This is a genomic window from Micromonospora sagamiensis (assembly GCF_014680085.1).
Lineage (GTDB): Bacteria > Actinomycetota > Actinomycetes > Mycobacteriales > Micromonosporaceae > Micromonospora > Micromonospora inyonensis.
Genome location: NZ_AP023438.1, coordinates 2,707,809 through 2,730,775, shown reverse-complemented (window position 1 = coordinate 2,730,775; position 22,967 = coordinate 2,707,809). Strand labels below are relative to the sequence as shown.

Genomic DNA, 22,967 nt, shown 5'->3' with positions numbered 1-22,967 from the left:
ACGGTGGGTGCCACTCGGGCGTCATCACGTTCCGTGACTGTGCGGTCGGTAGCGGTCACCGTGCAGATGCCGTTGATCGAAGGAGGAGCATGGCAGCCGGGACGCTGACGCAGCTCGACGGATCTTGCCCTGGACCCGTGGCGGAGGTGGTCTGATGACATCGCGCTTCGATGACGTCGCGCTTCGCGTCCCCGTCGATCCTGCGCTTGCCCGTGCGGAGGGTCGCGTACTGATGCGTCACGAAGGCGGACGTTTCGGCGAGGCCGCAGCCGGAGGTCGGATCGTGTTCCAGGCCGCCGTCCTCGTGGTCGGTGCGGGGGTGTTGGCCGCCCTGTACGTGCTGATGGTGCAGCTCATGCTCGGGGCGCCCGGCGCCGATGCCACGACGGTGGTGATCGCGGGTCTCATGGTGGTTCCGCTCGCCGTGATGCAGATCCGGGGTGTCCTCCGGGGTCGTCAGGCCTCGGAGGTCGGCTGGTACCGGCTGAGGCGCTTCACCGAGGCGAATGGGATGTCCTATACAGCCGCCGAGAAGGATCCGGTTCGACCGGCGGCTTTGTTCCACGTCGGATCGTCGCGTGTCGCGGGCGACCTGGTGACCGCGACCGCGCATCGTCCGTTCGAGGTCGCGAACTACGCCTATGACACATGGACGGCGCGGACGCGCATGCCGCACACGGCCTGCTACGCCATGTTCACTGTTCGGACAGCGTTGCCGCCGATGACGCTGGTGACCGCCGCGCGAGATATCCCGTCGTGCGCATGGAGGGCAGCGCCATCGCAACGGCCACTGCTCATAGGCGGCTCGTTCGACGTGCATTTCCAGGTTCTCTGCGCACCGCAGGATGACGACGCCGTCCGGAGGCTGATCACCCCCGCGGTGCAGGAGACGCTCGTCGAGCTCGCGGGAAACTGCGACGTCGAGATCGTCGACGACCGCGTCTTCTTCATCGCGCGTCGGGCGCTGCCGAACACGGATCCTGCATTCTGGGAGTGGATCGAGGACCTCGCCGCGCTGGTGGACGAGCAACTGGACCGACAGGGCGGTTCTGCCGTGCCGGGGACGCGAGTCGCGGATGAATCGCGTCGATCGCGCAGAGCAACGCTGTTCGCGAGGACGAGGGTGCGTGGAACCGCGGTCGTCGGCTGTCTGATCCCGTTGCTGTTCGGAGTCGTCGCGGCGGCCGTTATCAGCGCGATCACGCGGTAGGCGCACGCTCGACCACGAAGGGGCTCGGCGTCGGGTTGCTGCTGTCCGCTCGTTGAACGTGGTCGCGGAGGCGGAAGCGCTGGGACCTGAGGTCGTGTTCACCGGTTGTCCGGGCTTCCGAACCCTCCCGGCCAGGACCAGGGCGCCCCAGCCGCCGCGATCCCCGCTACAAAGGTCGACGATGCGGCTGAAGCTCGTCGCCCAGGGAGGTCCGTGCACCGCCAGGTCGGGTTGCCGCCGGTCTGCCGTATCCAGCGGTGACCGGGGTCACGCGTCGACGAATGCGTGAAGAAGGCGTTAAGAATCGCCGGTTCGGCGTGATGGTCGCGTTATTGCCCCTGTCGTTCGTGGTCGGGTGGCGTTGTGATTGCTCGGCGCGGCCGACCGGCGGCTGCGGCGAGATGCTTCGCGAATCGAGGAGTCAGACGTGTCTGGCGTGGTGTTCGTGCTGTCCCCGGCAGCGATGCTCGCCGCCGTCTGCGAGCCGTTCGGCGACTACCTGCGCCGGGGTTCCGACATCCGCACATCTCCCCGGCACAGGTGCAGCGGGTGGCGCGCGAGCGCGGCGCGGGCCCAGCGACGCCCCGGCACCCGGTGCAAGAGCACATCACTGGCCGGTCGCTCGGCTTTATGAGCTCGCCGGGGGTGAACGTGCTGGAGTTCACCTCGCAGTGGATGAACAGTTCCAACACGCTGAACGCGACGGCGCCGGGCTGGGACGCTGGCAACGTCCCAGCCCGGTACCCCGTCCCCGGACCCGCCGGTCACGCTGTGGAGAGGACTTGTGCTGTGCCACGAGGGGAACTGCGCATCTACCTCGGTGCCGCCCCCGGCGTCGGCAAGACCTACGCCATGCTCGAGGAGGCCCAGCGCCGCGTCGAGCATGGCACGGACGTGGTGATCGGACTCGTCGAGACCCACGGCCGCAGGCACACGGCTGCCATGATCGGCGAATTGGAAATCGTGCCTCTCCGCACGATCACCTGTCGGGGCGCTGAGTTCACCGAGATGGATCTCGACGCGGTCCTGGCCCGTGCCCCCGAGGTGGCTGTGGTCGACGAGCTGGCGCACACCAACGTGCCCGGCTCCCGCAACGACAAGCGTTGGCAGGATATCCAGGAACTCCTCGACGCCGGGATCACCGTGCTCACCACGGTCAACATCCAGCACCTGGAGTCGCTCAACGACGTCGTCGCCCAGATCACCGGCACCACCCAACGCGAAACCGTGCCCGACCAGATCGTCCGCGCCGCCGAGCAGGTCGAGCTCGTCGACATGACCCCCGAGGCGCTACGCCGGCGGATGGCCCACGGCAACATCTACCGCCCCGACACGATCGACGCAGCGCTCGGTGACTACTTCCGCGTCGGTAACCTCACCGCCCTGCGTGAGCTGGCCCTGCTCTGGCTCGCCGACAAGGTCGACGAGCAGCTCGACGCGTACCGGGCCCAGCAGGGCATCACCGCCATCTGGGAGGCCCGCGAGCGGGTGGTCGTGGCGCTCACCGGCGGACCCGAGGGCGAAACCCTGATCCGGCGCGCGGCGCGGATCGCCGCCCGCAGCAAGGGCGCCGACCTCCTCGCGGTGCACGTCGCCCGCGCCGGTGCCGACCCGGCGCAGCTCGCCCGGCAGCGAGTTCTGGTGGAGAGCCTTGGTGGCACCTATCACCATGTCCTCGGCGCCGACGTCCCGGCCGCCCTGCTCGACTTCGCCCGCGGCGTCAACGCCACCCAGTTGGTGCTCGGCGCCAGCCGCCGCGGTCGTTTCGCGCAGATTCTCTCCCGCGGCGTCGGCGTCACCACCACCGCCCTGTCCGGTCCCATCGATGTCCACCTGGTCACCCACGCCGAGGCCGGGCGCGGTCGGCGTGCGGCGGGAGTGCCGGCCGCGCTGTCCCGCCGCCGGCGGCTGCTCGGATACGCGCTCGCGTTGCTCGGTATGCCGCTGCTCACCCTGCTGCTGGCGGCGCTGCCCGACCTCACGCTGGCCAACGACATCCCGATCTTCATCGCCGCCATCGTCGGCGTCGCGCTGGTCGGCGGGCTGTGGCCGGCGCTGCTCGCCGCGCTGGGCGGGTTCCTGCTGCTCAACTGGTTCTTCACCCCGCCCTTCCACACGCTGATCATCGCCGAGGGGGACAGCCTGCTTGCCCTGGGCGTCTTCGTCGGCGTCGCCGTCGCGGTCAGCTGGGTCGTCGACGTCGCCGCCCGGCGCACCCGAGAGGCGGCCCGCGCATCCGCCGACGCACAGACCCTCGCCACCGTCGCCGGCAACGTCCTGCGTGGACAGCGACCCCTGCCGGCGCTGCTGGAACGGCTCCGGGAGACCTTCGCGCTGCGCGCGGTCAGCGTCCTGGAACTGGCCGCCGAGGCTGCCGGACGCCCCGGCCGGGACCGGGAGGAAGACGCCTGGCGAGTCGTCGCCAGTGTCGGCGAGGCGCCAGCCGGCAGCCCGAGCGCAGGCGAAACGACGGTACCCGTCGACGAACGTCTCACCGTCGTGCTCTCCGGCCGGCGGCTGGAGGCCGCGGACCGGCGCATCGTCGAGGCCTTCGCCGCGCAGGCCGCCGTCGCGCTCCGCCAGGAACGCCTCGCCGAGGAGGCCGCCGCCGCCCGGCCCCTGGTGGAGGCCGACCGGATGCGTACCGCACTCCTCGCCGCCGTCAGCCATGACCTGCGCACCCCCCTCGCCTCGGCCAAAGCCGCCGTGTCCAGCCTGCGCAGCCGCGACGTCGACTTCGACGCCGAGGACCGGGACGAGCTGTTGGCCACCGCCGACGAGTCCCTCGACCGGCTCGGCCGGCTGGTGGCCAACCTGCTCGACATGAGCCGCCTTCAGGCCGGAGCCCTCGGCGTCCACACCATTCCCATCGGCCTGGAGGACGTCGTACCCCGGGCCCTGGACGAACTCGGCCCGCAGGCCGCCGACGTCACCACCGACATCCCCGCCGACCTGCCGGCCGCCACCGCCGACCCGGGACTGCTGGAGCGGGTCCTGGTCAACCTCGTCGCGAACGCCCTGCGTCACAGCCCACCCGGGCAACCGCCCACCATCACCGCCAGCGCCCACTCCGGCCACGTCGAACTACGCGTCATCGACACCGGCCCCGGCATCGCCGAGGACCAGTGGGAACACGTCTTCCTGCCGTTCCAGCGCCTCGGTGACCGCGACAACACCACCGGCGTCGGCCTCGGCCTCGCCCTGTCCCGCGGTCTCGCCGAAGCCATGGGCGGCAGCATCACCCCCGAGACCACCCCCGGCGGAGGACTCACCATGGTGCTGCGGCTGCCCGCCACCACAACGACCGACCCCATGGAGGGCCCGCAGGAATGAACCGGATCCTCGTCGTCGACGACGAACCCCAGATCCTGCGCGCCCTGCGCATCAACCTGCGCGCCCGCGGCTACGACGTCGTCGTGGCCGCCACCGGCGCCGCCGCGCTCAAGGCCGCCGCCAGCCAACCACCCGACCTCGTGGTGCTCGACCTCGGTCTACCCGACCTCGACGGCGTCGACGTCATCCAGGGTCTCCGCGGCTGGACCACCGTCCCCATCATCGTGCTCTCCGGCCGCGCCGGCAGCGACGACAAGGTCACCGCCCTCGATGCCGGCGCCGACGATTACGTCACCAAACCCTTCGGCGTCGACGAGCTCCTCGCCCGCATCCGCGCCGTCACCCGCCGACACGCGACCGGCGCCGACGCGGCCAGCCCCACCGCACGGCTCGGCCGGCACACCGTCAACCTCGCCGCCCACACCGTCACCCACGACGACGGCATCGAGATCAAACTGACCCCCACCCAGTGGGGCGTCCTCGAAACACTGCTCCGCAACCCCGGCAAGCTGATCAGCCAGCGCCAGCTCCTCCACGACGTCTGGGGCCCGGGATACGAAACCGAGACCAGCTACCTGCGCCAGTACATGGCCCAGCTACGCCGCAAGCTCGAATCCGACCCGGCCCGGCCCCGCCACCTCATCACCGAACCCGGCATGGGCTACCGCTACCAGCCATGAAACGACAGGACACCATGGCCATCCTCAAGCATCTGGTTCTGATCGGCCTCGCCGTAGGAGCGATCTTCCTCGCCGTCGCCGCCGGTGCGGGTCTGCTGAACCGGACCCCACTGCGCCGCCCAGTCCGACGGGAGCGCCAGGGATGAGCAGCGGACGGTCGCGTCGTGCCACCAGACGCGGTGCGGCGAGCGTGAACGACGGCGCGCGACTGCGGGGCGCGCCCCGACCGGAGGTACCGGAGTGCGTCGACACGCCGTCCGATGGCACGCCCGTGTCGAGCCCGCTGGCGCGGTGGCTGCTGCGGCACCGGGTGCAGGTGGCGGGACCGGAGACCGGCGAGTCGCACGCCGCCCCGCACGCATGGTGGAAGGTGATGTGCCTGACCGGCGTGGACTACTTCTCCACCCTGTCCTACCTACCGGGCATCGCCGCGCTGGCGGCAGGAGCGCTCTCCCCGTTGGCGACTCTGCTGATCGTGGCGCTGACCCTGTTCGGGGTACTGCCCATGTACCGGCGAGTAGCCCGAGAGAGCCCGAACGGGCAGGGCTCGGTGGCCATGCTGGAGCGGCTGCTGCCGTTCTGGAAAGGCAAGATCTTCGTCCTGGTGCTGCTCGGGTTCGTGGCCACCTCGTGGATCATCACGATCACCCTGTCCTCCGCCGACGCCACCGTGCACCTGCTGGAGAACCCGATCCTGCCCGACGGGTTCCCGCACGGCACCACCGCCGCAGTGGCGGTCACCGTCGTGTTGCTGCTCATCCTGGGCGGGGTGTTCCTGCTCGGCTTCAACGAGGCCGTCGGGGTGGCGATCCCCCTGGTCGCGGTATTCCTGGCGCTCAACGCGACGGTTGTGGCCGTCGGCCTGGTCGAGGTGATCCGAAACCCCGGCCTGCTCGCGGGATGGACCGACGCGTTGACCACCGGCACCGGCGGGATCGGCGACATCATCGGTCCCGCCGTGCTGGCCTTCCCACTGCTGGTGCTCGGCCTGTCCGGCTTCGAAACGGGGGTGAGCATGATGCCCCTGGTCCGGGGAGACGGGCCGGACGCCCAGGCCCGACTCGCCGCCCGGATCCGCAACACCCGCAAGCTGCTGACCGCCGCTGCGGTGATCATGTCGGCCTACCTGGTCTGTACCACCCTTGTCACCACGCTGCTGATCCCCGCCGACGAGTTCCAACCCGGCGGCGCGGCCAACGGCCGGGCACTGGCCTACATCGCCCACGAACACGTGGGAGAGGCATTCGGCACCGTCTACGACATCAGCAGCGTGCTGATCCTCTGGTTCGCCGGCGCCTCCGCGATGGCCGGACTGATCAACATTGTGCCCCGCTACCTGCCCTCCTACGGCATGGCACCGGAGTGGGGCCGGGCCGTACGCCCTGTCGTCATCGTCTACACCCTCATCAGCATCGCCATCACCATCGCGTTCCGCGCCGACGTCAACGCCCAAGCCGGCGCCTACGCCACCGGGATCCTCGCCATGATGGTCTCCGGGGCGGTCGCGGTGACCATCTCCGCGCTACGCCGACGGCAACGCGCCGCCACCGCCGGGCTCGCGCTGCTCACCGTGGTCCTGCTCTACGCCCTGGCGGAGAACATCATCGAGAAACCAGACGGTATCGCGATCTCCGGCCTGTTCATCGCCGGCATCATCGCCGTCTCCCTGGTGTCCCGCGTCTCCCGCACCACCGAACTACGCGCCGAACGCATCGAGTTCGACGAGCCGGCGCGGCGATTCGTCGCCGACTCGATCGAGTACGACGGACGGCTGGACATCATCGCCCACCGCCCCGACGTGTGCACCAGCGCCGAATACCGGGCCAAGGAACGCGCGCAACGCGGCATGAACCCGGTGCCCGGCGCGGCGGACGTGCTCTTCCTCGAGATCGAGGTCATCGACCCGTCGGAGTTCAGCGGCGTCCTACGGGTGCAGGGCGTCGACGTGGAGGGCCACCGGATTCTGCGAGCGCAGAGCCCCGCCGCACCGAACGCCATCGCCGCCATCCTGCTCGCCCTGCGCGACGCCACCGGCGTACGCCCACATGCGCACTTTGAGTGGTCCGAAGGCAACCCCATCGCCCACCTCATGCGCTATCTCATTCTCGGCCGCGGTGACACCCCACCGGTCGTACGCGAGATCCTCCGCAAGGCCGAACGAGACCCGGCCCGCCGACCCGGGATCCACGTCGGCGGCTGATTCACGGCGGCTGCCCCTGAATACGGCCTGGTCGGGCTGCTCGGGTTTGCTCCGTGGGTGCTCGGACGTCGGGGAACCAGCCGGGGGCGGACTGGTCGGGGCCTTGGGGTTGAGTTGGTGGGTGGAGGCAAACGGTCCCGGTGGCTCTCTGCCACGCCGGGTCCGTTCAGGGGGCCGCCGGCAGGGGTCAGGCCGGTTGGCGGGAAACGACCGTCCGGACTGCCTCGATCAGGCTGGTCGTGCGGGGGTCCGGGCCCATCGTGACGCGGAGTCCGTTCGTCACGTAACCGAAGGCGATGCCGCTGGTCGGATCGGCGTAGCCGAGCGAGCCGCCGTGGCCGGGGAAGCCGAAAGCGGTGGGCGACCACCAGGGCTGTTCCGGCAGTGGCAGGCCGAAGCCGAGCGCCGGCCGGGTCGGCACCCTCAGCACATGGTCGGTTCCGCTGGCCTGTTCGCGGGTGGCGGTGGTGAGGGTGGTCGCGTCGAGGATCCGGATGCCGTCGACCGCGCCGATGAGGCCCGCGTAGAAGCGGGCCAGTGATGAGGCGGTGCAGATGCCGTTGACCGAGGGGATTTCCGCCGACCAGGTACGTGGGTCGGTGAGGTCGAGCGGCGGGTCGGTCACCATCGTCGACCGGACCACCAACGAGGTTGGATCGGTGTACGCGGCGAGCGCCTCCCGCAGCGCCTCCGGCACCGCCCCGGTGGCGGCGGGTGGGTCGACCGGCTGCTCGACGGTCCGGGCGACCCGGTGTGCCTCGGTGGCGGGCAGGCCGATCCAGAAGTCCAGGCCGAGTGGTTTCGCGATCTCGTCGGCGAAGTACGTGCCGAGGCTGCGGCCGGAGACGCGGCGGACCACCTCGCCGACCAGCCAGCCGTAGGTGAGCGCGTGGTAGCCGTGTGCCGTGCCCGGCTGCCAGGCGGGTGCCTGGGCGGCTAGGGCGGCGACGACCGGTTCCCAGGCCAACGCCTCTGCGAGCGGGACCGGACGGTCGAGCACCGGCACTCCTGCCTGGTGGGACAGGAGCCAGCGGACCGGGATGCTGTCCTTGCCGGCCGCCGCGAACTCGGGCCAGTACTCGGCGACGGGTGCGTCCAGGTCGAGTTGCCCGCGCTGGGCCAGCAGGTGCGCACAGGCGGCGGGCACGCTCTTGGTGGTCGAGTAGACGACCTGGAGGGTGTTCTCCCGCCAGGCGTGGCCGGTGGTGGGATCGGCGGCCCCGCCCCAGAGTCGAACCACCTCCCGGCCGTGCCGGTAGATGCTGACGGCCGCGCCGAGCTCGGACCGCGTCTCGAAGTTCGCCCGGAACGCCTCCTGGATCGGCTCGTAACCCGGCGCGACGGTGCCGCTTACCACGGACATGCGCTTTCCTCTCGGAGTGTCGGGCCCAGGAAACGACGATCCCGGGCATTGGTGTCAGGGCATTCTGACACATGATGTCAGGAGATCCTGACGTGCCTATGCTTGTGGGATGGCGGAGGAAATGGTTCCGGGGCACGCGGACCTCATCGGGTTCCGGTTGCCGAACGGGACGTTGAGTACCGCCGCCGCAGCACCAGCCGGCACTGTCGGCTACCGGGCCCGGTGCAGTTGCGGTTGGGTCGGAACCAGGGACTATCCGGCCGCCGACGAGGGACGCTGGATGGCCACCTCCGAATGGGGCGGGCACATCGGGCCGATCCTGGCCGCCACTCCACCCGGCTGGCTGCTGGGCCGCTCCGACACCCTCCGGGACAACGTCGCCGAGCTGGCCACTACCTGGCCATTGCAGGCGCTCGGCATCCTCGCCGAGGTGGAACGCTGGCAACGGCCGCTGATCGAACGCGCCGTGATGGCGGCCCGGGAGGCCGGGCTCTCCTGGGCCGAGATCGGAAACGCGCTCGGTATCAGCCGGCAGTCGGCGCACGAGCGGTTCCGCAACGTCGCACCGTCCAAGCCACCCGCCTGACGCCCCCAGTGACGGCCGAGCACGATTGACGCCTACGGACGGGCTGTTGAGGACCACTTGCGGTACTGCCGCCGGCAGGGTCTCGACCCCCTGACGGCCAAAGCCGATGAGGTCGCGGGACGGATCGGCGACCTGAGGCAGCGGCCCGACCCTCGCTCGGCCAAGGTGGTGGTGCACCTCGACTCCGGCGCAGGACTGGCCAACGCCACCATCCCGCAGCGGGTCATCGCGGGCAAGCGGCTGTGGGAGGTCTCCTGGACGTTTGGGTGCTCGCGGTTGTCATGGCATGCCTGCGGAATCTCGTACGGGGCGAACCATGCCGTTGAACGGCTCGGTTCGCCCCGGTTGGTGAGTGCTCGGCGCTGGCTCCCGGTGGGGTGCCGGCCCGCGAACGGTGGTCACCTGAGCCAGGTGTTCCGTCGGACGATGGGCAGTCGGGCCCAGGCCTTGCCGAGGCCGAGGGTGTCGCCGGCGGCGGTCAGGGCGAGAAGGGCCAGGACGGCGGCGTTGATGAGGTGGTCGTCCATGAAGGGGTTGTTCTCCGGGGGCAGGACGGCGGTCCACATCATGACCAGCAGCAGCCCACCGGCGACGGCGGCGACGCGCATGCCGATGCCGAGGATGAGGGCGGTGCCGATCGCGGCGAGGCCGATCATGAAGAGCCAGTCGGCCCAGGCGGCGCCGGCGATGCTCTGGTAGAAGCCTTCGAACGGGCCGGTCGCGGCGTTGGCGAGGAACCCCTTGGTGGGGCTGCCGCCGTTGATCCAGGCGTTCTTCTCCGGGGTGGCGAAACCGAGGCCGAAGACCTTGTCGACGAACGCCCAGAGGAATGTCCAGCCCAGGGCGAGGCGCAGCCCGGCGAGGGTGTAGCGGGTGGCCTTGGCCGTGGTCGTCTCGTGGGTGGTGACCACGGGAGCGGTCACCCGGTGGTTGGTGGTGTGGCGCTCGGCGGTGGCGGTCATGATGTCCACGTCCCTTCTTGTCCTTCGGTCACCTCTATTCCAGCCGGTGGCGGGGGTATCGATCAGGGCCGCCGTACCGGACCTGCCGGGACCTTCGACCCCCAGCGACCACGGACACCTACCGAGCCCCGCCGGCGCGACACCCCACTTGGGCGCTCCTCCCCTCGTGTCGGCTCGCCGGGACCGGTGCGGCAGGGACGTAGGACGCTGCGGGGCGGGACACGGGTCCCGCCCCGCAGCGTGGTCAGCGCTCGGGTACCAGTCGGCGCGCTCGCAGCAGGTGCGCCCACCATGGTCGGCCGCGTGCGGCGGCGTGCAGCGCCGGGGCTGGCTGGTTCTTGAGGCTGACCCAGCCGCCGTGGCCCATGGTGACCGTCCCGATCGCCGACGGCCTGCGCCGGGTGATCGCCATCGCGACGGCGGCCGTGGTGACCGCGGTGGCGGCCAGGCTCCAGGCCACGATGCGGGTCACGTCGACGACGGGGTGGAAGCGCGCCGTTCCGTCCCGGACGATGTACGCCCCGACCGTGCGGTTGCGGTGGCTGACCGGCACCAGGGTGATCGATCGCCGGTCGTCGACCTCGATCGCCGGGGCGGTGGCCGAGGCTGTCGTTGCCGGTGCGGCTGTGGTGGGTGTGCGGATGGTGGTGGTCATGACTCCCCCTCCTATCGGCTGTCGGACGTCGCTGCCGTGCGGTGGGCCGCGGCGCGGCCGGCTTCCAGCCGGGCGATCGGGATGCGGTACGGCGAGCAGGAGACGTAGTCCAGGCCGGCGGTGTGGAAGAACCGCACCGATTCGGGGTCGCCGCCGTGTTCACCGCAGACCCCGACGGTGAGCTCGGGACGGGCGGCGCGGCCCTCCTCGACGGCGATGCGGACCAGGCGGCCGATGCCCTTGGCGTCGATGGTCTCGAACGGGGACACCGCGAAGATGCCCAGTTCGCGGTAGCGGCCGAAGAACGAGCCTTCGACGTCGTCGCGGGAGAACCCCCAGCCCATCTGGGTGAGGTCGTTGGTGCCGAAGGAGAAGAACTCCGCCGACTGCGCGATCTCCCCCGCGGTCAGCGCCGCCCTCGGTACTTCGATCATGGTGCCGATCCGGATCGGCGGCACACCGTCGATGGTCGCGAGCAGGGCTTCGGCTTCGTGGCGGACCGCCTCGAGTTCCTGCACGGCACCGACCAACGGAACCATGATCTCCGGCCTCGGGTCGGCACCGGCCCGGACGCGGATCGCGGCGGCCTCCGCTATGGCCCGGACCTGCATGGCGAACAGACCGGGGATCACCAGGCCGAGGCGGACGCCGCGCAGGCCGAGCATCGGATTGGACTCGTGGATGCGGCGTACCGCGTCGAGCAGCAACCGGTCGCGGCCCGGGTCGTCGCCCAGTGCTTCGGCGCGTGCCACCCGGGCAGTGAGGTCCTCCAGGGCGGGCAGGAATTCGTGCAGCGGCGGGTCGAGCAGCCGGATGGTGACCGGCAACCCGTCCATCGCTTCGAGGATCTCGACGAAGTCGGCGCGTTGCAGGGGCAGCAGCGCGTCCAGGGCGGCGGTGCGTTCGGCGTCGTCGGCGGCCAGGATGAGCCGTTCGACGAGCTCACGGCGATCGCCGAGGAACATGTGCTCGGTACGGCACAGACCGATCCCGGCGGCACCGAAACGGCGGGCGCGTTCGGCGTCGGGCGCGGTGTCGGCGTTGGCGTGCACACCCAGGCGGCGGATTCCGTCGGCGTGCGCCAGCAACCGGTCCACGGCCGCCACCAGGGCATCACCACTGACCTGCGGGTCGCCTTCGAAGTGCCGTACCACGGGCGAGGGGCGCACCGGCACGGCACCGAGGTAGACCCGTCCGGTGGTGCCGTCGATGGAGACCACGTCGCCGTCGCGGATGACGGTCCCGTCGACGGTCACGGTGCCGGCCCGGGCGTCGATGTCGAGAGTGTCGGCCCCGCAGACACACGGCTTGCCCATGCCTCGGGCGACCACGGCGGCATGCGAGGTCTTGCCGCCGTGGCTGGTCAGGATGCCCTGTGCGGCGATCATGCCGGGCAGGTCGTCCGGGTTGGTCTCCCGGCGGACCAGGATGACGTGGTCGTCGGCGGCCACGGCCTGCGCGGAGTCGAACACGACGCGTCCGACGGCCGCACCTGGCGAGGCCGCCACCCCGGTGATGAGCGGCTGCGGAGTCGCCGCCGGGTCGAACGCGGGGAACATGAGCTGGCCGAGCTGCGCGCCGGTGACCCGGTGCAGTGCCTCGTCCAGGGTGATGATGCCCTCGTCGACGAGCTGGGTGGCGATGACGAACGCGGCGGCGGCGGTGCGTTTGCCGACCCGGGTCTGCAACATCCACAGCTTGCCGCGTTCGATGGTGAACTCGATGTCGCACAGGTCCCGGTAATGGTGCTCCAGCCGGTCCATCGTCGACATCAGCTCGGCGAAGTTGGCCGGGTCGATGTCCTGCAGGTCCTGCAACGGCACCGCGTTGCGGATCCCGGCCACGACGTCCTCGCCCTGGGCGTTCTCCAGGTAGTCCCCGTAGACGCCGCGCTGGCCGGTGGCCGGGTCGCGGGTGAACGCCACCCCGGTGCCGGAGCCGGCGCCGAGGTTGCCGAACACCATCGCCATCACGTTCACGGCGGTGCCCAGCTCGTGCGGGATGCGTTCCTGCCGGCGGTAGAGCATCGCCCGTTCGGAGTTCCACGACCGGAACACCGATTCGATTGCCAGGTACAACTGCTCGTGTGGGGCCTGCGGGAAGTCGCGGCCGGTGTGGGCGTGGAAGACCTTCTTGTACTCCTCCACCAAGTGCTGGAGCTCGGCGGTGCCCAGCCCGGTGTCCGCGGCGACGCCCGCCGCGACCTTCGCCGCGTCGAGCGCGTGCTCGAACGCCTCACCCGGGACGTCACAGACCGTCTTGCCGAACATCTGGATCAGCCGCCGGTAGGAGTCCCAGGCGAAGCGTTCGTCACCGCTCTGCGCGGCCAGCCCGACGACGCTGGTGTCGGTCAGGCCGACGTCGAGGATCGTCTCCATCATCCCGGGCATGGAGAACTTGCCACCCGAACGCACCGACAACAGCAGCGGGTCTCGCGGGTCGCCGAGGCGTTTGTCCAGCTGCGCCTCCATCTCCCGCAGGTGCTCCTCCACCTGCGCGAACATGCCGGCTGGCGCGGTCCCGGTGGCCAGGTACGCCCGGCACGCGTCGGTGGTGATGGTGAACCCGGGTGGCACCGGCAGCCCGAGGCGGGTCATCTCGGCGAGGTTCGCGCCCTTACCGCCGAGCAGGTCCTTGAGGTCCTTGTTGCCCTCGATGAAGTCGTACACGAACTTCGACATGGCGGCCAGCCTCAATTCACGTCGATGCGGATGCGCTCCCTTCCGTCGTACCGGGTCAGCCGATGGCTGCCATAGGGCCGGCCGGGGCACCCTGTGGGACGAAGGTCCCGGTGCGCCGAGAACAGGACCAAGGGCCCGTCGGGACGGGTCGTCGTGTCCGACATCATCACCTGTCAGCCCGGCGAAGCATCGCGTCCGTCTCGGGATCGGGCATGAGTTCGCGAACCTCCTGCGCGCAGGGGCAGGCGCCGGCAATCCTGGCAGCCCACGTCAGCGCCTCCTCGCGTGAGGCCACGTCGACGACCACGAACCCGCCGATGACCTCCTTGGTCTCCGGGTAGGGGCCAACCGGTGACCATCCCGTCCGTGGCCAGGTACCGCGTCGGGAGCCTCCGACGCGCCAGGAGGGTGGGCGCCAGGTAGCCCCCACTCCGACGGAACGGGGGATCTCACGCACCTCGATGTCCGCCCAGTATTACGGGGAAGCACATCTATAGTGCCGAGACCGACCGGACAGCCCGGATCTCGGGGCACACCGGCAGGTCCGTGGTTGCCCACACCAGAAGGAGCGACGTCCATGTCCTACGTGACGCCAGCAGAGTTCGTCGCGAAGATGATCGACGCGGGCGAGGCCAAAGTGTTCATGTCCACCCGGGACACGGTGATCCGGGCGTACATGGCCGGCGCCATCCTCGCGCTCGCTGCGGCGTTCGCGGTCACCGTCACCGTGGAGACGGGTCAACCCCTCGTCGGGGCCCTTCTCTTCCCCATCGGGTTCTGCCTGCTGTACCTGCTCGGGTTCGACCTCCTGACCGGTGTCTTCACCCTTGTTCCCCTCGCGCTGATCGACCGGCGGCCGGGCGTCCGACTGGGTTCGGTCCTGCGCAACTGGGGTCTGGTCTTCGTCGGCAACTTCGCCGGCGCGCTCACCGTCGCGCTCATGATGGCCGTGATCCTGACCTTCGCCTTCAGCGTGGACCCGAACGAGGTGGGCCAGCGGCTCGGCGCGATCGGCGCGTCGCGGACGGTCGGGTACGCCGACCACGGTGCCGCCGGGATGCTGACCCTCTTCATCCGCGGCGTCCTGTGCAACTGGATGGTCTCCACGGGCGTCGTCGCCGCGATGATCTCGACGTCGGTGTCGGGGAAGGTGATCGGCATGTGGATGCCGATCCTGGTCTTCTTCTACATGGGCTTCGAGCACTCGGTGGTGAACATGTTCCTGTTTCCCGCCGGCCTGATGCTCGGCGGCGACTTCTCGATCGCCGACTACCTGCTGTGGAACGAGATCCCCACCGTGGTCGGCAACCTGGTCGGCGGCCTGGTCTTCGTCGGGCTCGCCCTGTACGCGACGCACGCCCGCACCGGGGCGACCCGGAACCGCCCGCATCCCGAGAAGTCGGCATCCCGGAAGGTGAACGCGTGACGGGATCGCCTGCCTCTCCGGAGGTCACCGATGCGAAGCGGACCCGTTGATCCGGGCGGCGGGGATGGTCGGGGTCCAACCGCGCGCCGCCGCACCGGGATCCTGACGATCACAGATACTGGCCGATCGCGTGCGGTTTGTCCTGGTCGCCGAACTCGGTCGGCAGATCCTCCACCAGCAGCTTCCGAATGACCTCCGCTGGCGCGTCGGTCAGCTCGATGATCCGTGCTGCCTGTTTCGCGATGGTCGCCTCCAGCAGGTTGCGCACGGTGCGGCCGTTGCCGAACGACGACCCTCGGCAGAGGCGGGCCAGCGCCGTCCGCGCCCGCTCTCGTACGTCGTCGGCGAGCTGGTAGCCGGCGTCGTCGGCGAGGACGGTGAAGATCTGCACCAGTTCGTCGAGGTCGTAGTCGGGGAACTCGAGGATCTTCGGGAAACGAGAGGCCAGGCCACTGTTCGCGTCGAGGAACTGCCGCATCTCACGGTCGTAGCCGGCCGCGATCACCACCAGGTCGTCGCGATGGTCCTCCATCAGCTTGAGCAGCGTGGCGATGGCCTCGTGACCGTAGTCCCTCGGCGAGTCGGACATCGACAACGAGTACGCCTCGTCGATGAAGAGCACGCCACCGAGTGCCCGCTCGAACGCCGCGCGGACGCGTGGACCGGTTTGCCCGATGTACTGGCCGATCAGGTCTGCCCTGGTCACCTCGACCAGATGGCCGGAATCCAGCAATCCGAGGTCGGCGTAGATCCGGGCGATCATCCGAGCCACTGTGGTCTTCGCGGTGCCCGGATTGCCGATGAACACCATGTGCCGGGATCCTCCGCCCACCGCGAGCCCGGCCCGGGTCCGCAGGCTCTCCGCCCGAGCCTCCGCGACCAGCAGCCGCACCTGCGCCTTGACGTCGCGTAGCCCGATGAGCGCGTCCAGCTCCGCCATCGGGTCGCCTTTGTGGGCGGGCGCGAGCACGATGGACGCCGGTGCCGTGATGTCCTCCACCAGCAGCTCGGCCAGCTGCTCGACCGTGGGTGTGGCCGACCGGCTGATCCGCAGCGCCTGGTGCGACGCGGACTCGTCGACGAGGTTGCGGACCACCCAGGCATTGTCGAAGCCGGCGGCGCGCGGCATTCGCGTGACCAGGTTCCGGACCCGGTCGAGTACGCCGTCGGCGGGCGTGAACCCGGACGCGTTGGCCTCCTTCTCGAAGAGCCGCACCAGCTCGTCATCGGTGAAGTCGACGAAATTGAAGGTGTTCGGAAACCGTGCCGCCAGGCCGGCCTCGCTGGACAGGAAGTCCGCGACGTCCTTGGGATGCCCGGCGATGATGACCACCAGATTCTCGCGGTGCTCCTCGATCATCCTGGTCAGCGTGGCGACAGCCTCGCGCGAGGCGGGGCTCTCCTGGATCGCCCGGCCGACGTTGACCATCAGGATGCCACCGAGCGCGTTGGTTACGGCAGCGGTCGCCTTGGCGCCGTTGAGCAGCTCTGCCCTGGCCACCTCGACCACGTGGCCGGAGGCCAGCACGCCGTACGCGGCATAGATCTGGCCGATGATCCTGGCGATGGTGGTCTTCCCGGTACCGGGATTTCCCGCGAACACCATGTGCCGCCGGTTGCGGGCCGGCGGCAGACCGGACTCGCGGCGCAACGCCTCGACTCTGGCCTCAGCATTCAGCCGGACGACGCGTTGCTTGACCGGGGACAACCCGACCATGTCGTCGAGGAGACTGACGGGAACCTGCTCCGCGTGATCGCTCGGGGCACCGCCGGGCCGGGCCGGCCGGGACAGGGCGGCGGGCCGCGCTGGTCTCGGAGCATCGGCGAGGGCGGATACGAGCGGGTTGATGACGGCGGGCCGTGGCTGGCCGAGCGTTCGCAGGCTACGCAGGTATCTCAGGCAGAAGAAGAGCCCGCTCGCCACGTCCTTGTGCGGGCCCGGCCAGCCGTTCAGTGCGGTGGCGCAGCTCCACTCCAGTCCCACCCAGATGCGCGCGGTCTCCGCCTCGCCCGCGATGATCGCGCGGTCCAGCCACGCGAACACCCCCTTGTACCAGGTCTCGTAGTCGAAGCGGGGCTTGAGCATGTCGAACGCGCGGAGGATGGCGTGGAAACCGTCCTGGCCCAGCCCGGTCGTGGCGATGACCGCAGGCACCGGCTTGCCGAGCTTCAGCAGCATGGTGGCGACCAACTCGTCGAAGCTGCCGGCCTCGGCGCCCACGGTGTCCACCAACCGCTGGTGGGTGGCGCGGAGGCCGGTCAGGGTCCAGGAGAGGTAGTCGGCTGGTCCGGCGTAGTCGGGAAGGATGGCGCGCTCCGCGTCACTGAGCAAGGCCGATCGCCACTGGGCGGCGAGTTGCTGCCTCGACCCCGTCCGGTGCTGTTCGAGCAGCGCTGGATCCTCAGCAATCCGGGAGTACAGCGCGGCCAGTGCGTGCCCGCGGTCCGCGAACGGTGGCGCCTCGACGAGTACCTGGAGGCAGTCGCGGTAGTAGCGGATGATGCGTTCCCGGCGCTCCGGGCTGTCGGAGTCCGCGAAGAGGCGTCCGGGCGGGGACGGAACGACCTGGGTCTGCCAGGTCGCCTCCGGGTCCGTCGTCGGAGTCAGTGGTGACTGTAGGTGGTCGGCAACCAGGAGGTCGCCGAGCCGCCACAGCGAGCCCGACGCACTCGTGGACGCGCCGAGCGCGCCCTGCGCCAACCACTTCACCTCTTCGACCGCCATCGACGTGCCGGGCCTGAGTCGTGGCGCCTTGGCGGGCAGGTCGGTGAGCCCTTCGCGCGAGGCGATGGCCATCAGTCGTGCACGGGCGTCCTCGAGCCATCCCTTCGGCGGCACCCATGGCCTGGTCGACCCGAACACGTTGAGGTGCGGCGATCCGGTCAGCAACGGCACCAGGTCGTCAGGCAGATCGATCCGGCCACTGGTCGGCCGCGGGGCGACCGGGGCGGGACCGGGCCTGCCCGGCGGCGGCGCCTGATCTTGAAGGCGTTCCCGGTTCTGCCGCCGGAGCGCGGTCAGCAGCATGTCGCCCTTGTCGATCTCCACCTCCCCGGAGTCGGAGATGCTGGCGCGGCCGGAGCGGATCAGCTGGGCGACGCGGGCGAAGAAGTCCGCCACCGATACCGCGACGACGGCACGGAAGTCGTCATCCGAACCCACGTTGATCACCTGGCCCACGGTGCCGCCGGGTTCGGGTGCCAGGTCCACCGCGAAGCCGTTACCGCCGCCGTCCGTGGTGAACTGGACCCAGCCGGATTTCCAGTAACGGGCCGATACCGCGTCCGGGTCCAGCGACGTGATGGCCTCGTGGTAGTCGTCGTCAGGGTCATCCGACGCGGCTATGATCCCGTCCCACGACCGGCGTGCCGAGATGACCTGTTCGATGCTGAGCAGGTCGTTGTCCAGCAACGGCCCGCTGCCGATGACGGCGTACACCTCAGCCAACTCGGCGGGAACGTCCTCGCCGAAAGCGGCGCGGTAGCTGGCGAGCTGCCGTGCGGTGGCGGGCGGAGCGAACGTGGCCTCCGATGCGTCCGCCTGGCCGTGGAAGGCAACGAGTACCGACAGATGCTGACGCACCTCTGACATCCACGTACCTCCACTTCCCCGGCGCAGCCTAGCGTGGGGCGTCCAGCCGGCCCGGTGTCCGGGAGGGCCGGGCGGGCTTCGCCGAACCGGGTCTGGCCGAACCGCGGCGGTGGGAATGGAACGGTGGCTACCGCATCAGGGCGGGCACGGTGAGCCGGCCGTCCTGCACCTCGGTGATCTGGTCGACCGCAGTGAGATGCGTCCGGTCGTGGGTCACGAGCACGGTGGCGGCGGCCTGTTGACGGGTGAGACCGGTGATCAAATCGATGATCGCGGCGCCTCGTTCGTGGTCGAGGGCGCTGGTGGGTTCGTCGACCAGGAGCACGGTGGGGTCGTTCATCAGTGCCCGGGCGATGTTGATGCGCTGGCGCTGGCCGCCGGACAGCTGGTGAGGGCGTCGTTTCGCCTGAGCGGCGAGGCCGACGGCGTCGAGCAGTTGCAGGGCCCGGCTGCGGGCCTTGGTCGCGGAGCGTCCGTCGAGCTGTGCCATGACCTGGAGCTGTTCGGCCGCAGTGAGCGACGGCAGCAGGTTGGGCTGCTGGAACACGATGCCGATCGTGTCGCGACGCAGAGTGGTGAGTTCACCGCGGGTCATGCCGGTGGTCGTGGTGCCGTCGATGGTGACGGTGCCGGCGTCCGGGGTGATGAGGGTAGCGGCAACGGCGAGGAGGCTCGACTTGCCCGAGCCGGAGGGGCCGACGACGGCGGTCAGGCTGCCCTTGGGCACGTGCAGCGTGACACGGTCGAGGGCGGTCAGGCGGGTGTCGCCGTCGGGGTAGGTGAGGGTGATGTCGTGCAGGTGCAGGCTCATCGGGCGCTCCCCAGGGCGGTCAGTGGGTCGACGGAGGTGACGCGACGGATGGACAGGGCGGCCCCGAGCGCGCCGAGCGCGATCATCACGGCGGCCGGGACGAGGACGGTGGCGGGAGTGAGAAGGAACGGCACGGCGGCGCCGGTGACGAGGGCACCGAGGCCGGCGGCAAGGCCGGTGCCGAGCAGGGTGCCGCCGGTCAGCAGGACGACGGCTTGACCGAGCGCGTCCTTGAGCAGGTTGGCGGTGGAGGCGCCCAGGGCCTTGAGCACGGCGACGTCACCGCTGCGCTGGATGGTCCAGACGGTGAAGAAGGCGCCGACGACGAGGGCGGAGATCGCGAACAGGAAGCCGCGCATGAGTTGCAGGGAGCCGTTTTCGGAGGCGTAGGAGCCGATCGCGGACAGCGAATCGTCCGTGGAAACCGTCCTGGTGTCCGCGACGTCGTCGGCGGCCAGGATGTCGGTGCCGGAACGGGTGTCCAGGGCGATGACGGTGGCGGTGGGACCGTCGGTGGTGCCGGTCGGAGGTGTCAGCTTCTGCCACAGGCTCAGGCTGGTCCAGATGACAGGGGTGTGGCTGAAGGAGGCGTCACCGCTGACGGCGGCGACCTCCACCTCCTGCCCGCCGAGGGTGAAGGTGTCACCTCCGGCCACACCGAGGTCCTTGGCGGCGGTGACAGACAGGACAGCCGCATGCTCGCCGATCTTGCTGCTGCCCGGGGCGAGCGTCGAGCCGGGCTCGACGCCGAAGGCGGACACCCCGGTGCTCCTGTTGCCGGCCGTGGCCCTGGTGGTGCTGATGCCCAGCGGCTCCGCCCGGTTCACGCCCGGCGTCGTGGCCCACTGCTGCCACTGCTTCTCGGTGACGGTGGAGTTGGAGAACGACAGCTTCTCACCCTCTCCGGGCGCGCCGAACGCGATCATGTTGGCCGGTAGGCCGGTGATCGCGGAGATGTTCTGCTGGCCGAGGCCGGCGGTCAGCCCGGACAGCAGCCCGACCAGCAGAGTGATCAGAACGATGACGGTTCCCATCAGGGCGAAGCGCCCTCTGGCGAACTTCAGGTCTCTCCAGGCGACGAACACGGCTTCTGCCTGCCTTCGTGAGGTGGACGTGGCGGGCCTCCACCGTCGCCCATGACCTCCCGGGCCCGCGTCTGGCCCAGGACAGCATGTGATGCGTCGAAAGGCTGCACGCCGGTTCCAACTTTTGATTGAGGCCGCACCAGGGAATGGCTGCCTAGGCTGGAAGAGCTGTGAAGACCACCGCTGCGGCCTCGACGCCCGCCACCCGAACACTGACCTGGTGTCTGCACCTGCTCACCGTCGGCCTGCTCACCCTGGCCGCGGGGCGGGCGGCCGCCGCCAGCCGCCCGCACGCCGGGATGGTCGTCGCTGCGGCCGTAACGTGCGGGCTGGTCTACGCGGCCGGACCGCTGCTGCCCGCCGTCAGCCGCTCCCGCCGCGCCGCCGCGGTGTGGCTGACCGTCGTGGGCGGGGTATGGCTGATCCTGCTGACCCTGTCGGCGGACGCGGTATGGGTGGCCTTCCCGTTGTACTTCCTGCAACTGCACCTGCTGCCACGTCGCGCCGGCCTGACCGCCGTAGTGATCACCGCAGTGGCGGCCGTCATCGGTCTCGCCGCCCACCAGGGCCCCTTCAGCCTGGCGATGGCGATCGGTCCAGCCCTCGGCGCCTCCGTGGCCGTCGCGGTGGTGTGGGGATACCAGGCCCTGTACCGCGAGAGTGAACACCGCCGGAAGCTGATCGAGGAACTCACCGCGACCCGTGCGGGCTTGGCCGTCGCACAGCACACCGCAGGCGTCCTCGCCGAACGCGAGCGCCTCGCCCGGGAAATCCATGACACCCTCGCTCAGGGCTTCACCAGCATCCAGCTGTTGTTACGCGCCGCCGAGCGGTCTCTTCCCGGCACACCGCACAAGGCCGCCCGCTACGTCGGCCAGGCCCGCCAGGCCGCCGTCGACAACCTCGCCGAGGCCCGCCGTTTCGTCGCCGCGCTCGCTCCACCTGCCCTCGAGGACACCACCTTGGCCAGCGCCCTGAAACAGCTGTGTGCCACCACCAGCGCCCGCCACCGGCTTACCGCGCGTTTCCACCTCACCGGCGTTCCCCGGCCGCTGCCGTCCGCGCACGAGACAGCCCTGTTGCGTATCGCCCAGTCCGCCCTCGCGAACACCGTGCGCCACGCCGGGGCCACCACCGCCGATGTCACCCTCAGCTACCTCGGCGACCACGTCGCCGTGGACATCGTCGACGACGGACGTGGCTTCGACCCCCACAGGCTTCCCGCACCCGAAGCGCACCGTGGCGGATTCGGCCTGGCCGCGATGCGCGCCCGCGTCCTGGCCCTCGGCGGCGACCTCACCGTCGAGTCCGCCCCGGGCCACGGCACCGCCCTGGCCGCCCAACTGCCCCTTGCCTCCGGCGCCGACCACACCGTCGGGACGCGTCCGTGACCGACGTCCCCATCCGGTTGCTTCTGGCCGACGACCACCCCGTCGTTCGAGCTGGTCTGCGCGCCGTACTGGAAACCGAACCCGGCATCGAAGTCGTGGCCGAGGCCGCCACCGCCGAGGAAGCCGTGACCCGCGCCAACCAGGGCGACATCGACGTCGTCCTCATGGACCTGCAGTTCGGCAAGGGAATGAACGGCGCCCAAGCCACCGCCGCCATCACCGCCCGCCCCGGCGCCCCCCGCGTACTGATCGTCACCACCTACGACACCGACGCCGACACCCTGCCCGCCATCGAAGCCGGCGCCACCGGCTACCTGCTCAAGGACGCCCCACCCGAAGACCTCGCCACCGCCGTACGCACCGCCGCCACCGGCGGCACGATCCTCGCCCCCACCGTCGCCGACCGGCTCATGAATCGGCTACGCGACCCCCGCGCCGCCCTGACCCGCCGCGAGACCGAAGTCCTCACCCTGGTCGCCGACGGCCTGTCCAACCACGCCATCGGCACCCGCCTCCACCTCACCGAGGGCACCGTCAAATCCCACCTCGCCCGCATCTACACCAAACTCGGCGTCGACTCACGCACCGCCGCCGTCGCCGCCTCAACCCAACTCGGCCTCATCCGGCGCTGACCTGAGCCGGTCGCAGTACGACCCGTCCCGATCGTGACCAGGCGGCCCGGCGTCCGGGCGTCGCCGCCCCGTGGTCGGCGTCGCCGGTCTGCGACCTACTCGGTGCGCAGCCCTTCGGCCCTGGTCAGTCGCCAGAGCAGCGGCAGGGCGGCGCCCGTGACGGCCAGCACCATCACCGCGGCCGTGCCGGAGACCCCGGCGATCGCCGCCCAGTCGAACGCGATGGGCTCGTCGATCACGGCGAGCAGGATCGCGGCCAGGGCGCTGCCGGTGGCGACGGCCAGGGAGAGCCCCGGCAGTAGGGATCGCGACCTGGAGGGCAAGCCGGCGTCGACGAGAAACCCATTCACGCCCCGGCCA

The 22,967-nt window shown here is 70.3% G+C and carries 18 protein-coding genes and 1 pseudogene; 10 read left to right on the top strand and 9 right to left on the bottom strand.

The genetic code is table 11. The features are described from left to right. Positions 1 to 154: 154 nt before the first annotated feature. The 6 genes and pseudogenes from IGA62_RS11795 (at position 155) to IGA62_RS11770 (ending at position 7,423) form a co-directional block, all read left to right on the top strand. On the top strand, positions 155 to 1,210 hold the full coding sequence (locus IGA62_RS11795) for a hypothetical protein (RefSeq protein ID WP_145821626.1): 1,056 nt from the start codon (positions 155 to 157) through the stop codon (positions 1,208 to 1,210). A gap of 363 nt (positions 1,211 to 1,573) precedes the next feature. Further along, positions 1,574 to 1,810 (top strand): annotated as a pseudogene (locus IGA62_RS11790) (hypothetical protein); the annotation flags it as partial. Between the two features lie 189 nt (positions 1,811 to 1,999). After that, positions 2,000 to 4,543: a sensor histidine kinase gene (locus tag IGA62_RS11785; protein WP_232624968.1), complete on the top strand. Its 2,544-nt coding sequence runs from the start codon at positions 2,000 to 2,002 to the stop codon at positions 4,541 to 4,543. After that, the gene (locus IGA62_RS11780) at positions 4,540 to 5,223 is read left to right on the top strand and encodes a response regulator (protein WP_145821628.1); all 684 of its coding nucleotides are present in this window, start codon (positions 4,540 to 4,542) and stop codon (positions 5,221 to 5,223) included. Before IGA62_RS11785 ends, IGA62_RS11780 begins: the two co-directional genes overlap by 4 nt. Next, a complete protein-coding gene (locus IGA62_RS11775) occupies positions 5,220 to 5,369 on the top strand; it encodes a hypothetical protein (RefSeq protein ID WP_186500133.1) in 150 nt (49 codons plus the stop codon). Before IGA62_RS11780 ends, IGA62_RS11775 begins: the two co-directional genes overlap by 4 nt. Continuing rightward, positions 5,366 to 7,423, top strand: a complete 2,058-nt coding sequence (locus IGA62_RS11770) for an APC family permease (RefSeq protein ID WP_232624967.1) — start codon at positions 5,366 to 5,368, stop codon at positions 7,421 to 7,423. The genes IGA62_RS11775 and IGA62_RS11770 overlap by 4 nt, the downstream gene beginning before the upstream one ends. Positions 7,424 to 7,610: 187 nt before the next feature. Here the strand turns inward: IGA62_RS11770 and IGA62_RS11765 are convergent, their stop codons facing one another. After that, positions 7,611 to 8,786 carry a serine hydrolase domain-containing protein gene (locus IGA62_RS11765; RefSeq protein ID WP_145821629.1) on the bottom strand — a complete coding sequence of 392 codons (1,176 nt, stop codon included), beginning with the start codon at positions 8,784 to 8,786 and terminating at the stop codon, positions 7,611 to 7,613. Positions 8,787 to 8,895: 109 nt separating this feature from the next. Between IGA62_RS11765 and IGA62_RS11760 the strand changes: the two genes are divergently transcribed. Next, positions 8,896 to 9,372: a hypothetical protein gene (locus IGA62_RS11760; RefSeq protein ID WP_145821630.1), complete on the top strand. Its 477-nt coding sequence runs from the start codon at positions 8,896 to 8,898 to the stop codon at positions 9,370 to 9,372. A 398-nt stretch (positions 9,373 to 9,770) separates the two neighbouring features. On the opposite strand, the gene IGA62_RS11755 is transcribed toward IGA62_RS11760, so the two are convergent. The 4 genes from IGA62_RS11755 to IGA62_RS11740 form a co-directional block, all read right to left on the bottom strand. Continuing rightward, entirely contained in the window at positions 9,771 to 10,334 is a 564-nt protein-coding gene (locus IGA62_RS11755; protein ID WP_145822286.1) for a DoxX family membrane protein, read from the bottom strand. A 244-nt stretch (positions 10,335 to 10,578) separates the two neighbouring features. After that, positions 10,579 to 10,989: a hypothetical protein gene (locus tag IGA62_RS11750; RefSeq protein WP_145821631.1), complete on the bottom strand. Its 411-nt coding sequence runs from the start codon at positions 10,987 to 10,989 to the stop codon at positions 10,579 to 10,581. Positions 10,990 to 11,000: 11 nt separating this feature from the next. Next, entirely contained in the window at positions 11,001 to 13,670 is a 2,670-nt protein-coding gene (gene ppdK, locus IGA62_RS11745) for a pyruvate, phosphate dikinase (RefSeq protein ID WP_145821632.1), read from the bottom strand. A gap of 166 nt (positions 13,671 to 13,836) precedes the next feature. Beyond that, the gene (locus IGA62_RS11740) at positions 13,837 to 13,977 is read right to left on the bottom strand and encodes a YciI family protein (protein ID WP_377465257.1); all 141 of its coding nucleotides are present in this window, start codon (positions 13,975 to 13,977) and stop codon (positions 13,837 to 13,839) included. A 270-nt stretch (positions 13,978 to 14,247) separates the two neighbouring features. On the opposite strand from IGA62_RS11740, the gene IGA62_RS11735 reads away from it, so the two are divergent. Next, the gene (locus tag IGA62_RS11735) at positions 14,248 to 15,096 is read left to right on the top strand and encodes a formate/nitrite transporter family protein (protein ID WP_145821633.1); all 849 of its coding nucleotides are present in this window, start codon (positions 14,248 to 14,250) and stop codon (positions 15,094 to 15,096) included. Positions 15,097 to 15,205: 109 nt separating this feature from the next. Here IGA62_RS11735 and IGA62_RS11730 read toward each other — a convergent pair whose 3' ends face one another. The 3 genes from IGA62_RS11730 to IGA62_RS11720 all read right to left on the bottom strand — a co-directional run bounded on the left by IGA62_RS11730 (position 15,206) and on the right by IGA62_RS11720 (position 20,533). Then, positions 15,206 to 18,688, bottom strand: coding sequence for an AAA family ATPase (locus IGA62_RS11730; protein WP_145821634.1), 3,483 nt, complete (start codon positions 18,686 to 18,688; stop codon positions 15,206 to 15,208). Between the two features lie 127 nt (positions 18,689 to 18,815). Then, entirely contained in the window at positions 18,816 to 19,499 is a 684-nt protein-coding gene (locus tag IGA62_RS11725) for an ABC transporter ATP-binding protein (RefSeq protein WP_145821635.1), read from the bottom strand. Continuing rightward, positions 19,496 to 20,533 carry an ABC transporter permease gene (locus IGA62_RS11720; protein WP_232624966.1) on the bottom strand — a complete coding sequence of 346 codons (1,038 nt, stop codon included), beginning with the start codon at positions 20,531 to 20,533 and terminating at the stop codon, positions 19,496 to 19,498. Before IGA62_RS11720 ends, IGA62_RS11725 begins: the two co-directional genes overlap by 4 nt. A 221-nt stretch (positions 20,534 to 20,754) precedes the next feature. Between IGA62_RS11720 and IGA62_RS11715 the strand changes: the two genes are divergently transcribed. Beyond that, entirely contained in the window at positions 20,755 to 21,975 is a 1,221-nt protein-coding gene (locus IGA62_RS11715; protein ID WP_145821637.1) for a sensor histidine kinase, read from the top strand. Next, positions 21,972 to 22,607, top strand: coding sequence for a response regulator (locus IGA62_RS11710; RefSeq protein WP_145821638.1), 636 nt, complete (start codon positions 21,972 to 21,974; stop codon positions 22,605 to 22,607). Before IGA62_RS11715 ends, IGA62_RS11710 begins: the two co-directional genes overlap by 4 nt. A 95-nt stretch (positions 22,608 to 22,702) precedes the next feature. Here IGA62_RS11710 and IGA62_RS11705 read toward each other — a convergent pair whose 3' ends face one another. Further along, positions 22,703 to 22,957: a hypothetical protein gene (locus IGA62_RS11705; RefSeq protein WP_145821639.1), complete on the bottom strand. Its 255-nt coding sequence runs from the start codon at positions 22,955 to 22,957 to the stop codon at positions 22,703 to 22,705. Positions 22,958 to 22,967: the final 10 nt, after the last annotated feature.